The sequence below is a fragment of the Vibrio sp. La 4.2.2 genome (genome assembly GCF_027586995.1).
Classification (GTDB): domain Bacteria; phylum Pseudomonadota; class Gammaproteobacteria; order Enterobacterales; family Vibrionaceae; genus Vibrio; species Vibrio mediterranei.
The window spans coordinates 1-12,754 of sequence record NZ_JAPPTJ010000007.1 but is presented as its reverse complement, the minus strand read 5'-3'; the positions used below and the strand labels follow the sequence as shown (position 1 = coordinate 12,754).

The 12,754-nt window shown below is 42.4% G+C and carries 12 protein-coding genes; 9 read left to right on the top strand and 3 right to left on the bottom strand.

What is annotated here, in order from left to right; translation table 11 throughout:
* Positions 1-6: 6 nt before the first annotated feature.
* The 7 genes from pyrD (at position 7) to rmf (ending at position 8,989) form a co-directional block, all read left to right on the top strand.
* On the top strand, positions 7-1,017 hold the full coding sequence (pyrD, locus tag OH456_RS16710; protein WP_270033914.1) for a quinone-dependent dihydroorotate dehydrogenase: 1,011 nt from the start codon (positions 7-9) through the stop codon (positions 1,015-1,017).
* Positions 1,018-1,176: 159 nt separating this feature from the next.
* Entirely contained in the window at positions 1,177-1,722 is a 546-nt protein-coding gene (locus OH456_RS16705; protein ID WP_038230493.1) for a cell division protein ZapC, read from the top strand.
* Between the two features lie 569 nt (positions 1,723-2,291).
* The gene (rlmKL, locus tag OH456_RS16700) at positions 2,292-4,415 is read left to right on the top strand and encodes a bifunctional 23S rRNA (guanine(2069)-N(7))-methyltransferase RlmK/23S rRNA (guanine(2445)-N(2))-methyltransferase RlmL (protein WP_063606377.1); all 2,124 of its coding nucleotides are present in this window, start codon (positions 2,292-2,294) and stop codon (positions 4,413-4,415) included.
* A gap of 6 nt (positions 4,416-4,421) precedes the next feature.
* Positions 4,422-4,673: a glutaredoxin family protein gene (locus OH456_RS16695; RefSeq protein WP_081411582.1), complete on the top strand. Its 252-nt coding sequence runs from the start codon at positions 4,422-4,424 to the stop codon at positions 4,671-4,673.
* Entirely contained in the window at positions 4,651-6,573 is a 1,923-nt protein-coding gene (locus OH456_RS16690; protein ID WP_270033912.1) for an ABC transporter ATP-binding protein, read from the top strand. Before OH456_RS16695 ends, OH456_RS16690 begins: the two co-directional genes overlap by 23 nt.
* A gap of 5 nt (positions 6,574-6,578) precedes the next feature.
* Entirely contained in the window at positions 6,579-8,651 is a 2,073-nt protein-coding gene (locus tag OH456_RS16685; protein ID WP_124939724.1) for a DUF3466 family protein, read from the top strand.
* Positions 8,652-8,815: 164 nt separating this feature from the next.
* The gene (rmf, locus tag OH456_RS16680; RefSeq protein ID WP_006075701.1) at positions 8,816-8,989 is read left to right on the top strand and encodes a ribosome modulation factor; all 174 of its coding nucleotides are present in this window, start codon (positions 8,816-8,818) and stop codon (positions 8,987-8,989) included.
* Between the two features lie 135 nt (positions 8,990-9,124).
* On the opposite strand, the gene fabA is transcribed toward rmf, so the two are convergent.
* Together fabA and OH456_RS16670 are read right to left on the bottom strand one after the other, a co-directional pair.
* Positions 9,125-9,643 carry a bifunctional 3-hydroxydecanoyl-ACP dehydratase/trans-2-decenoyl-ACP isomerase gene (gene fabA, locus OH456_RS16675; RefSeq protein ID WP_038230501.1) on the bottom strand — a complete coding sequence of 173 codons (519 nt, stop codon included), beginning with the start codon at positions 9,641-9,643 and terminating at the stop codon, positions 9,125-9,127.
* A 71-nt stretch (positions 9,644-9,714) separates the two neighbouring features.
* Complete coding sequence (locus OH456_RS16670; protein ID WP_270033910.1) at positions 9,715-11,352, bottom strand: Lon protease family protein; 1,638 nt, start codon at positions 11,350-11,352, stop codon at positions 9,715-9,717.
* Between the two features lie 171 nt (positions 11,353-11,523).
* Between OH456_RS16670 and matP the strand changes: the two genes are divergently transcribed.
* Positions 11,524-11,973, top strand: coding sequence for a macrodomain Ter protein MatP (matP, locus tag OH456_RS16665; protein ID WP_006075455.1), 450 nt, complete (start codon positions 11,524-11,526; stop codon positions 11,971-11,973).
* Positions 11,974-11,996: 23 nt separating this feature from the next.
* On the top strand, positions 11,997-12,308 hold the full coding sequence (locus OH456_RS16660) for a DUF3634 family protein (protein WP_270033908.1): 312 nt from the start codon (positions 11,997-11,999) through the stop codon (positions 12,306-12,308).
* Between the two features lie 98 nt (positions 12,309-12,406).
* Here the strand turns inward: OH456_RS16660 and OH456_RS16655 are convergent, their stop codons facing one another.
* A complete protein-coding gene (locus OH456_RS16655; protein WP_006075457.1) occupies positions 12,407-12,658 on the bottom strand; it encodes a hypothetical protein in 252 nt (83 codons plus the stop codon).
* Between the last annotated feature and the right edge of the window lie 96 nt (positions 12,659-12,754).

The following is a 12,754-nucleotide window of genomic DNA, read 5'->3' as shown; positions in this document are numbered from 1 at the left end:
GGCACAATGCTTTACCGTCTTGCCAGAACTGGCTTTTTCCAACTTGATGCCGAAAAGGCTCATGATCTCGCTATTCAGAACTTCAAACGTTTTACTGGCACTCCTCTTGATCTAGCATATCGTCAACAACTTCCTAATCGTCCTGTTGAATGTATGGGGCTGACTTTTAAGAACCCTGTAGGTCTTGCTGCAGGTCTTGATAAGAATGGCGAATGCATCGAAGCGTTTGGTGCTATGGGCTTTGGTTTTGTGGAAGTAGGGACTGTGACACCTCGTCCTCAACCAGGTAACGACAAACCTCGTCTTTTCCGTTTAGTTGAAGCTGAAGGGATTATTAATCGAATGGGTTTCAATAACCTAGGTGTCGATAACCTTGTAGAGAACGTAAAGAAAGCAAAATTTGACGGTATTCTAGGTATTAATATCGGCAAGAACAAAGACACTCCGATCGAAAAGGGTGCTGAAGACTATATTATCTGCATGGAAAAGGTATACGAGCACGCTGGTTATATTGCCGTAAACATTTCCTCTCCAAATACTCCGGGACTGCGCAGCCTTCAATATGGTGAAGCACTTGATGAGCTGTTAGAAGAACTGAAAACGAAACAAGCGGAACTTGCTGAAAAACATAATAAATATGTACCTTTGGCATTGAAGATCGCTCCGGATCTTAGTGACGACGAGATTGGCCAAATCTGTGAATCGTTGATCAAAAATAAAATTGATGGCGTGATCGCAACGAATACTACGTTGGATCGTTCTATCGTAGAAGGAATGCAGCATGCGAATGAAGCTGGTGGCTTAAGTGGTCGTCCAGTTCAATCACGTAGTACCGAAGTAGTGCGTCTACTTGCTGAGAATTTGCAAGGTAAGTTGCCAATTATCGGTGTTGGCGGCATTGATTCCTATGTTTCTGCGAAAGAGAAGTTGATGGCAGGTGCAACACTCGTCCAAGTTTACTCCGGATTCATTTACCATGGTCCAAAACTTGTTAAAGACATCGTTAAAAACCTGTAATTACTGAAAAGTTACTGGGTCTAACATAAGAGAAGGGGAAAATTGTTTTCCCCTTTTTTTTTGCGTAATCGTTTGTAGAATTATATTCAACTGACAAAAAAGGTAATTAAGCGTTTTACCTAACAGTCTGATTATTCTTTAAATATAAGAGACGGAACGATGCTTAAACCCAGCGATACATGGATCTGGTATATGGATGAGGACGAAGGTTCTCTCATGCTGGATTTGGGAGATGAGATGGTTTTTAAAACCAATCTTTCCCGAAAGCTCCTTGTCGACTGCGCGATGGGTCAGAACAACTTTACCGTAGATGACGCATCCGCGTTCCAAACCTTTAAAGACCAAATAAGCATATTAGGGCTATCTGAGCCTCGCCAAGCTGAACTCACACTCTATTGTGTTGCAGCCAAGCGCTTCCATAAGCCCGTTCAGCCAAAGAGTTGGTTCTTTGACCATCAAAATGGCAGCTATCAACCTCAAGAAGGCGATTTAGTCCGATTAGTAAACCAACATTCGGAGGGCTTCTTTATCGTCCTAGAAGTCGGTGAGAGTGCTAGCTTATGTGCCTTAGTAGATTTAGAGTCATTCAGTTTGACTCCAAGTAAAGGTGTTCAGTTTGGCCAGAGCATTAAAGTCATGCATGACAGAATGGCTTGTGCACATCAATTTATGAGAATTAACCAGCCCATTGCTCTTGTCGGTTAAGAGCTTAGTAGGGTAATTCGAGCGCAAAATGCGCCAAATAGAAAAAGCAGTGGCAGCTTTTAGTAGTACACAACGATTCCAAAAACGTTCCTCGTAGAAATTTATCGGCCTTCATGGCCGATTTTTTTTGCCTCAATCCTAGAGGATACACCTCGTATTTGCCACCATCTTCCTATCTTGTTTTTAAGAAACCTATACCTTTGAATCCTATCTGGTGATATTTCGCATATTTTTTTATCTAAATAGTGACTCTTTTTCTGCTTAAAACAGGGTGTTTTATCGCTATAAATTCCTCCTTTAGCTAAAAATGTAATAAAATTACGCATCAAAATGCTCCTTGGTATAGACCAAAATTGATGTAAATAAGTATTCACTTCGTCCCTTGGTCAATAAATACGACTGGTATATCATTAATGGCTAATATAATGATGGTGACGGTGTTTATGAGTTTCATTCGGTTAAAGCTTGTTCGAACAAACGAATAACTAAGGGATTAGAGTAGGTTTGTTTAGTGAGAAGGCCGTTTGTCAGGTATAATCAACACCATTTTTCACAGTCAGATGAACACTATGAACCAATATCTTGCCGTTACTTCTAATGGACTCGAAAACCTGCTGGCTCAAGAGCTTGAGCAATTGGGTTTAACTTCAGTAAAACCTGTACAAGCGGGAGTGAAGTTTAAAGCGTCAAATGAGCAGATTTATCGAGCTTGTTTATGGAGCAGATATGCTTCTCGCTTTGTTAAAGTGCTTTCGGAGTTTACTTGCCAAGATGATATGGACTTATATCTGGCTGCGTCTTCCATTAACTGGATTAATCACTTCCATAGCTCAAAGAAATTTATCGTAGACTTTAACGGTACCAACCGTGAGATTCGCAATAGCCAGTATGGCGCGATGAAAGTCAAAGACGCCGTAGTAGATTGCTTTAATAAGAAGAATTTGCCTCGCCCAAATATCAGTAAAGACCGCGCGGATGTGCGTGTTCATGTGCGCCTACATAGAGATAAAGCGCTTATTGGCTTAGATATGGTTGGCTCAGGCTTACACCAACGTGGCTATAGAACAGAAGCAGGCCGAGCGCCTTTAAGAGAAACATTGGCCGCTGCCATTGTTGCTCGTAGCGGCTGGAAAGAAGGGCAAAACATGCTCGATCCTATGTGCGGTTCTGGTACGCTGCTGATAGAAGCGGCCATGCTTGCTGCAAATATGGCTCCTGGTGTTAAGCGTCAAACATGGTGTTTTGAAGCACTTGAAGATTTTGAACCGGAGGTATGGGCAGAGGTTAAATCAGAAGCTAATGTCCAAGCTCGACGCGGTGTCAAAAAGACTGACAGCAGATTTTGGGGATTCGATAACGACCCTAAAGTGTTGAGAACCGCTAAAGAAAATGCCAAACGTGCAGGCGTTGAAGAGTTGATTAACTTTGAGCTTGGCGATGCGAGCCAAGTGACTAAACCTGCCGAGTTCGGAGAAGGTGTTGTGGTGTGTAACCCTCCATACGGCGAGCGCTTGGGCACGGAACCAGGGCTTATCGCACTTTATACCGAATTTGGCAACCAACTAAAAACTCAATTTGGCGGTTGCCAAGCCTCTATCTTCTCTAGTTCAGACGATTTGTTAAGTTGCTTACGTATGCGAGCAGAAAAACAATTTAAACTGAACAATGGTGCGTTACAGTGTCACCAAAAAAACTATTCAATTTCTCAACGCTCCGAAGACGAGTTAGTCGGCAATAAGGACGCACAAGTTGTAGCTCCGGACTTTTCTAACCGTCTCAAGAAGAACATTGGAAAGATTGGAAAGTGGGCTAAAAAGGAAGGCTTAGATTGCTATCGCATATATGATGCTGATCTACCTGACTACAATGTTGCTGTTGACGTTTATCAAGACTATCTGGTGATTCAAGAATACGCAGCTCCCAAAAGCATTCCTGAAGAGACAGCAAAGCGTCGATTAACGGATGTTATTCGTGCCAGTATCAAGGTAACCGGTGTTGATACCAACAACGTGGTTCTTAAAGTACGTGAAAAGAAAAAAGGTTCATCGCAGTACAACAAACTGGCGGCTAAGTCATCAAAGCTTCACGTAAATGAATACGGGGCTCAGCTAATCGTCAATCTTTACGACTACTTAGACACTGGCCTGTTCCTTGACCATAAAATCACTCGCCGTAAGCTTGGTGAAATGGCGAGCAACAAAGATTTTTTAAACCTATTTGCTTATACAGGATCTGCAACTGTCCACGCAGCATTGGGTAGCGCTAAATCAACGACAACAGTTGATATGTCAAATACCTACTTAGAGTGGGCGAAAGAGAACATGAAACTCAATGGCCAAGTTGGCCGTCAGCATCAATATATTCAAGCAGACTGCTTACAATGGTTAGAAAAAGCCAACGGTAGTTACGACCTTATCTTTATTGATCCACCGACTTTTTCGAACTCTAAGCGAATGGAACAATCATTTGATGTTCAGCGTGACCACGTAACGCTAATGACGAACTTGAAACGACTACTGCGCGAAGAAGGTACGATAGTATTTTCGAACAACAAACGACACTTCAAGATGGACTTGAAAGCGCTGGAAGAACTTGGCCTTAAAGCTGAGAACATTTCAGATAAAACTCTGCCACTTGATTTTGCTCGTAACAAACATATTCATAACTGTTGGGTTATTACTCACCAAAAGTAAAGGATTATGGAAAAGGAACTTATTCTATACAGTACTGAAGGATGCCATCTCTGTGAGATGGCATTTGAGCTCATATCTCAGGTTGGATTAACTGAGCAGTTACAAGTGATCGATATTGCTTTTGATGATGAGCTATTTTCTCGTTACGGCGTCACTATACCAGTTGTAAAAAGCGAACAATCTGAAATTAACTGGCCTTTTGACCTTTCTCAACTGAAACAATGGTTAACAGCTAATGGCATTACTTACCATTCATAATGGGCAACTAGCATTTGGTGATCATCCACTGCTAGACAAATCTGATTTCGCACTTCAAGAAAACGAACGTGTGTGTTTGGTTGGCCGCAATGGTGCGGGCAAATCAACATTAATGAAAGTGCTTGCGGGAGAAATCGTCATGGACGATGGCAAACTGCAGATCACTCAAGATGTCGTGGTATCACGGCTTGAACAGGATCCTCCGCGTGATCAGGCCGGTACGGTAGCTGATTACGTCGCCGAAGGACTGGCAGAAGTCGGTGAGTTATTAAAAACTTATCATGCTCAACTGGATTTGGTTGCACAAGACCCGTCTGAGCGAAACATAAATCGATTGGCGAAAACTCAAGAGAGCTTAGAAGTTGCCGGAGCATGGCGCTTTGAAGACCGTATTAAGAATATTCTTGGGGCTTTGAAGTTAGATGGCAACACACTGTTAACTGACTTATCTGGTGGATGGCAGCGTAAAGCTGCGTTAGCTCGTGCTCTTGTTTGTGATCCTGATGTTTTACTACTCGATGAGCCTACCAACCATCTAGATGTAACCACAATCGAGTGGCTGGAAACTTTCCTAAAAGATTTTCGTGGCTCAATTATCTTTATCTCGCACGACCGTGCCTTTATTCGCTCGATGGCAACTCGCATTGTCGACCTAGACCGTGGTCAATTAGTTTCTTATCCAGGTAGTTATGAAACCTATTTGGTTGAGAAAGAGGAAGCATTACGTGTTGAAGAAATGCAAAATGCTGAATTTGATAAAAAGCTTGCGCAAGAAGAAGTATGGATCCGTCAAGGCATTAAAGCGCGTAGAACGCGTAATGAAGGACGTGTGAGAGCGCTTAAAAAACTGCGTGAGGAACGCCAAGGTCGTCGCGAAGTTCAGGGTAAAGTGAATCTTAAACTGGATGATAGCGCTCGTAGCGGGAAAATCGTTTTCGAAGCTAATGACCTCAATTATCAGATTGAAGGCAAAACCATAGTTAAGAACTTTTCCTTTAACATCCAGCGTGGTGACAGAATTGCGCTTATTGGTCCTAATGGTTGCGGCAAGAGTACTCTAATCAAGCTTCTCCTCGACGAGTTACAGCCGACATCTGGAAAGTTGAAATGTGGTACTAAGCTAGAAGTGGCTTATTTCGATCAATATCGTGAAGCTCTTGACCCAGAGAAGACGGTGATTGATAACCTTGCTGACGGTAAGCAAGAAGTCATGGTAGGCGGTCGAGAACGACACGCGTTGAGCTATCTTCAAGACTTTTTATTCGCCCCAAAACGTGCCAGAACTCCGGTTAAGGCATTATCTGGCGGCGAGAAAAACCGCTTATTATTGGCGCGTATCTTCCTTAAGTCGAACAACTTATTGGTGCTTGACGAACCAACCAACGATCTAGATATCGAAACGTTAGAGTTACTCGAGGAATTACTTGCTAACTATCAGGGCACGCTGCTCTTAGTGAGTCACGATCGTCAATTTGTTGATAATACTGTGACTACGAGCTGGATTTTTGAAGGTGAAGGGGTTATAGAAGAGTTTGTTGGTGGTTATCATGATGCCCAACAACAACGAATACAGGTCATCGAAGCAAGAAAAGCTTACGAACCTGTGAAAGAGACTAAAAAGCAAGCAGTTGAACCAGAAAAGAAAGCAACTGCTGTGAACTCTAAACCTAAAAAGCTGTCGTATAAGCTGCAAAGGGAATTAGAGGCACTACCTGCGTTACTTGAGCAGCTAGAGCAAGAATTAGAACAGTTGCAGGAAACCGTGAATACCCCTGAGTTTTTCACTAAACCTGTCACTGAAACACAACCAATTTTAGATAGTTTGTCTGCCAAAGAGCAGGAACTGGAAATTGCCTTTGAGCGATGGGAAGAGCTCGAAGCAATGCAACAGGAAAGTTAGTCTTCATGAGTCGTATTAATTTCAAAATTTCATTAATTGCAGCCGGTGTTATGGCTGCAACTTCAAGTCAGGCAGCGTTGTATAAGGTTGTGGAAGTCGCACCCACGGACTCCTCGTACGAAAAAGGAGTTGCAAATGGGGTTGATGTCACAGAGTTTTATGGTTCTGCTATAGGAAAAGAACGTAAAACAACAGGTAGCCTCGGTTGTTTTGGGCAAAGCTGTAACTCTGTCGCATATACACTTTTGAGTGAGTCAAGAACTGGCTCTGAAGGGCATTCGTTTAAACAAGAAGTCGCGTTCAACTACGACACAAGTTTTTATTATAGAGACTGGACGCGAAATAGAGATTATTGCCGCAATGAATTAGGCTATCAAACGTGTGATCCAGGCTGGGCTGATAAATTGTGGTTTAGCTATAGTGATCACGGTGGTTTACAAAGGCAAAAAGAGGCGTGGAAGAATAACAATTACAAATCGACCGCCCAGTCGTTTATAGATGGTGGTTTACTATTAGCCAATACGTTACCGGAAACGAACAACCCTGACGGCTTTAATAGTCCGATATCAGCTTCTGCCAATACTGTGATCAACCAAATTAGTGAGGATGGAGCGGATGTCAAGGCTATTGGTAATACGAGTAGCGGACATTTTACCAACGGCACGAATGCCGCAAGGACATATTTGAATCGTGGATTTGTTGGTGACGCTAGTGGTATATCTGTTTTAGAGCCAATGCAAGATAGTTTCATTATTCCTTACAAGGCTGAAAATACGGCAAATGAGTTGGCAGTAGTCCGACGCATGGGAATGACCATGGCATTTGACTCATTTGAATATGATGATACCAATTCGGGCACTGGCACTAAGTATGTTGTAGGTAGTGCTGCCGTTACGCCATTCGCTTATACTGACGGCGACAAGTCTTATGGAGGAGAGAGTTTAGAAAACTGTGTGACCGGAGGATACTCTGACCCTGCATCTCAATTTAATTGTCAGAATTTTGGCTATGCCACTAAAGCTGCTATTTGGAAAGTAGATGGTGCGGGTTCGTTGCAAGCGGTGCCTGTTTCACCTTGGAGAAACTCGGGTAACAATGGCAACGTTGCTACTCCGAATGTTGACAATAAAAGAGCTATGCAAGGAAGTGTTAGAGGAGCTGTTATCAGTAATCAAGCAGGTATACTTCAAGGTAAACCTGTACTGGTAGGCTTTAACAGTTACCAAGATGGTAACAACGTATTCATGCAAGCCACAGTTTTTAAGAGTTCATCGGTAACTAACGCTAATATAATGAACGGTGACTCATGGGAGCCATCAATTATATCAAGAGCGACTATTAAAGATGGTGATGATTTTGTTTACAGCAACTCAGTAGCTACTGATATCAACAAAAACCTTGTTGTAATCGGCGAAGCAAAACGTCGAGGCGATAAACGTGAAAATGGCGCTGCACCTAACCGAATGTTCTTAACATCGATCGACTCTAGCGGTAACGTTGGTTCTGCGCAGTACTTTGATGAGCTTAACGGTAATAGTGGGATCTTCTTCCGTGGTGTTGGCGGTGAGACGGGGGCGATTAACAACTTTAACGAAATTGTTGGTGCTGTTGATGCCGAACAGTCTACAGAGTATTTTGGTAAGAAACGTCGTCAACGTGGTTTTATCTACCCGTATAATGTTGCTGACTCTAGCGATCAGGAAATGATAGATAGACGTGCTATTTTCCAAAATCGACCATGGTTGCTAGATGACTTAACTAATGGTGGTAGTGAGTCTACTAACAATAATCAGTTCCGAATTGTTGATGCAGTTGATATTAATGATGACGGTGTAATTATAGCGACAGCGCTAAAATGTGAAGGCGGCTATGATACTACTGGTCACAACTCATACTGCGGCAGTGGTCAAAAACGTGAGAAAGTAGTAGCAGTTAAGTTGATCCCGATCGCAAATGCAACATCTGCTGATATCCAGACCCGCGCATTAGAAGCTGCACCCGTAGAGCGTAAGGGTGGTAGTCTCGGTTGGATGGCGATGATTTTCCTAGGGTTCTTAGGGTTACGCCGTAACAAATAGTCACAAGTGACAAAAATCCCAGGTTCACACTTCTGAATCTGGGATTTTTTGTGCCTTGTGATCAGCGGAATAATGCGCAATTATTAAAGAGGAGTAACAAAAGCTCCACAAATCTTTAATGGTAGAAAGCTGGGAGACTGGCTTTGTATAATGAGGACCGTACTATGAAGAGACAAAAACGTGATCGTCTAGAGCGAGCTCAATCACAGGGTTATAAAGCTGGATTGAATGGTCGATCGATGGAAACCTGTCCCTATCAACAAATGGATGCTAAGTCTTATTGGCTAGGCGGTTGGCGTGATGCCCGAGATGACAAACATTCAGGACTCTTCAAGTAAGTCGGGAGCAAAATTGAAGTTTTTTAAGGCCTCATCTTGAGGTCTTTTTTGTAGTTGTTACTTCTAATGCACTATAACTAAATATGTGTGAGTAAAATAAACGACTCCGGAGAGTCGTTTATTGAAAGTTTCGATTTAGAAAGTTGATGTGTCTTTAAAGAGGCCGACTTTTAGGTCTTTAGCAACATAGATTTCTTTACCATCTACTAAAACACGTCCGTCAGCGATACCCATAACAAGCTTGCGATTTACTACGCGCTTCATGTGTAGCTCATACGTTACTTTTTTCGCAGTAGGGAGGATTTGACCAGTGAATTTTAGTTCACCTACACCAAGAGCACGACCTTTGCCTTCGCCACCAATCCAACCAAGGTAGAAGCCAACTAGCTGCCACATTGCATCTAGACCAAGACAACCTGGCATGACTGGGTCACCAATAAAGTGACAATCAAAGAACCATAGGTCAGGGGTGATATCTAATTCTGCAACAATTAAACCTTTACCAAAGTCACCCTCGGTTTCTGACATTTTAGTTACACGATCCATCATCAGCATGTTTGGTGCTGGTAACTGAGGGTAGCCTTCGCCAAATAATTCACCACGGCTAGAGGCTAGAAGATCTTCACGGCTATAAGATTCACGTCTGTTTTGCATTATTAAATTACTCCAAATTTTGGTATGAGCATCTTAGTGAACAGGTGTACGCTAGACAAGTCCGACCACGACTAGACAAACCAGTTTTTAACCCTTTCTAACAAAGTTTCCGGCAGTTCAAGTTTTTCAAAATTTTCAATACGTTCGGCTATCTTTCCAATAACGCTATCTTCGTCTTCACTCTTGAACGGTTTATTAAGAAGTAGAGGAACCACTTCGTCAACGTGTGTAGCTGACCAAATATGGAACTCACCTTGCTTAATACTTTCTACCACCTCAGTACTGAGTGCTAGGTGTTGAAGATTAGTTTTTGGGAGTACAACACCTTGTTTACCAGTAAAACCTTGGTGTTTGCATACGCTGTAGAAACCTTCGACTTTTTCATTGAGGCCACCGACGGCTTGAACGCGGCCAAATTGGTCGACAGCACCTGTGACCGCAATTTGTTGGTCGATAGGATAGCCAGATAATGCACTTACGAGAGAACACAACTCAGCTAGCGACGCACTATCACCATCAACCTCGCAATAAGATTGCTCAAACACAATAGAGGCAGAATAAGGGAGCGGGGCATCAAGGTCCAACTCGGAAGAAACGAACGCCTGCATAATCATCATGCCTTTCGCATGGATGTTACCGCCAAGATCAACTTTTCGCTCGACATCAGAGACATCACCATCACCAAAGTGCACTACGCAGGAAATTCGAGCGGGTTCTCCGTAGGAAACTGGGTGCCCGGGAATATCTATAACAGTTAATCCGTTGACCTGGCCAACCTGTTGTCCCTGAGTTTCAATAACAACTTGCCCCTCGAGAATATCGTCAATTGCGCGTTCAGGAAGATACGCTTCTCTGCTTCGTTTCGCACAAATTGCTTCCTCAATATGAGCGGATGTTATTACTTTGTCATGACTAAAAGATGACGCTTCACCAAGTAGTGCCGAATGCCAATCGATGGACAAAGGAAGATACTGCTTATCTTCTGTTTCACGAGCTCCGGCTTGGAGAAGGCGCAGGTAGGCTGAACTATCTAGATTATATTCGGGAAGCTGCTTCTCTAGTAGACCATTTACAAAGCCGAAGTAAGTCGAGATAGTTTTTTCGGAGACCTTTAGGTCACTTTCGAGTTCTGTATACTGCATAAAGCCAGAACGGAAATCATTATCAGCATAATCAAATTCAGCGAGTTGGTCTCGGTCACCAAGAATTATCAATTTAAAATCTGATTGGAATTGTGGCGGAGATAAAACAGTAGACTGCTTATCAATGGCCACACTGTTTAGTGACGCTCCTGATAGCAAAGCCTTTATATTTCCCCAAGTGCTTAATGTACTTAATGCCGCTTGAGTTGAAGCCACAAGAAATCCTTTATTAGCTTGAGAAATCAATCCAGCGGAAACTTCAAGTTGGTTATCAACCTTAGCGTAATGATCAAACAGCAGCGCTGAGCTTGTATCCTTTGTCACGACAACATGTTTTCCTAATGCTTTGAGTGAATCAGCTATTAGTTCACGGTACTTTAGGTTGTCACCATCTTTAACAACTAACACTTTAGATTTACAAGCTTTTGATGTGAAGAACTTAAGAGCGGCTTGTAAACGAGGTTGCAAATCAAGCAGCGATGCTGGTGCAATATTCGGTGCTTGTTCAATAGTGGTTTGATAGTTGTTGTACTGCGGACAAACGTCTTGCCAAGGGACTAGATTCATTAAGGTGCTACTTATTTAAAATTTGGATGGAGTATACAACGAAACCAGAAGTAACGTTAGTAATAGAGCACGGTTAATCGGGAGCAGATTCTCAGATTTTGTGTTCTTTTATTGAGTTGTTACGTGACTTGGGTTACGCTGTCACTGTAAACAGAGTAGGGACGCAAACCAATGAAATACCAACAGCTTGAAAACCTAGAATGTGGTTGGAAGTGGCAGTATTTATCTAAAAAGTGGCGCGAGGGTGAGAATATCACTCGCTATATTGATACCAGTGAAATCGAGCAGGCCGTTGCGACTTTTAAATCATTAGAACACGAGCCTACTCTGGTTCTTGATTGGATTGATGAGCATATGTCTGCAGAGCTTGATAATAAACTCAAGCAGGCAATTCGTGCCAAGCGCAAGCGTCACTATAATGCAGAACAAGTTCATACAAAGAAAAAGTCTATCGATCTTGACTACCGAGTTTGGGAAAAGCTGTCTTACCGAGCAAACGAACTCGGATGTACATTATCCGAAGCGATCGAATACTTGTTAAGTGAAGCCTCGCGCAGTGAGAAAGCGACCAAGACAGTGAGCAGCCTGAAAGAGGACCTAAGTAAGTTACTGTCTGATTAGCCAGGGAATAGGGAGTAGTTGCGATGTTATACGTTCTTCTGATAGGTGCACTTGTTGTTTTTTGGCTTGTTGCCGTTGACCGTCCAGTTTTAACTGTAAAATTTGATAACGGTGAACTAGGTAACGTTAAAGGTCATATTCCTCCATCTTTTCGACATAATCTTAAAGATATTGTTGAGCGTGATAAAGCGACAGGTGTTTTAAAAGTTTACCAAACCCGTACCGGTATGAAGCTAAAATTTAGCAACTCAGTAGCGAAAGCATGCCAACAACGTATTCGAAATGTATTCCCACATCAAGGATTCAAGTCAAAAGGCAAAAAGAAATCTCGATGAGTTCCAATTAGTTTAGAAGTGTAGGCGCTGTAAGAAGCGCCTTTTTTAATATACCTAATGCACTATAACTAAATTAATTGACTCGATAAGATAAACAACTATCCGTGCGCCGCTATTTCTCGTTCATCCCAGATTTTCATTAGGGTACGCCTTGATTCAGAATCCAGCATTTGTATCCGGCGACAAGTCCAGTTCTCGGCAATGTAATCAGCCATCTCTAGTGAGATAGGGTTGTTATCTGTTAAATAGGTTTCTAAAGCTGCTTCTGCCTCCAATAATGACAACCCTTCGATATCCCATTTTTGAATTCGTGTATAGCTAGTTGTAAACCACTCAATAGGTAAAGACATAGAATATTCCTTTTCTAATAATTCTTGTTGTTCTCGTTGGTGAAATTAGAATTAAACATCTAACTCATTTTGTAAAGAGAATATCTTAGAAAAACA

Coding starts and splice junctions, on each gene's coding strand:
- OH456_RS16695 (WP_081411582.1), top strand. CDS start 4,422: ATGGAAAAGGAACTTATTCTATACAGTACTGAAGGATGCCATCTCTGT.
- rmf (WP_006075701.1), top strand. CDS start 8,816: ATGAAGAGACAAAAACGTGATCGTCTAGAGCGAGCTCAATCACAGGGT.
- fabA (WP_038230501.1), bottom strand. CDS start 9,643: ATGCAAAACAGACGTGAATCTTATAGCCGTGAAGATCTTCTAGCCTCT.
- OH456_RS16660 (WP_270033908.1), top strand. CDS start 11,997: ATGTTATACGTTCTTCTGATAGGTGCACTTGTTGTTTTTTGGCTTGTT.
- matP (WP_006075455.1), top strand. CDS start 11,524: ATGAAATACCAACAGCTTGAAAACCTAGAATGTGGTTGGAAGTGGCAG.
- OH456_RS16705 (WP_038230493.1), top strand. CDS start 1,177: ATGCTTAAACCCAGCGATACATGGATCTGGTATATGGATGAGGACGAA.
- OH456_RS16655 (WP_006075457.1), bottom strand. CDS start 12,658: ATGTCTTTACCTATTGAGTGGTTTACAACTAGCTATACACGAATTCAA.
- pyrD (WP_270033914.1), top strand. CDS start 7: ATGCTTTACCGTCTTGCCAGAACTGGCTTTTTCCAACTTGATGCCGAA.
- OH456_RS16685 (WP_124939724.1), top strand. CDS start 6,579: ATGAGTCGTATTAATTTCAAAATTTCATTAATTGCAGCCGGTGTTATG.
- OH456_RS16670 (WP_270033910.1), bottom strand. CDS start 11,352: ATGAATCTAGTCCCTTGGCAAGACGTTTGTCCGCAGTACAACAACTAT.
- OH456_RS16690 (WP_270033912.1), top strand. CDS start 4,651: ATGGCATTACTTACCATTCATAATGGGCAACTAGCATTTGGTGATCAT.
- rlmKL (WP_063606377.1), top strand. CDS start 2,292: ATGAACCAATATCTTGCCGTTACTTCTAATGGACTCGAAAACCTGCTG.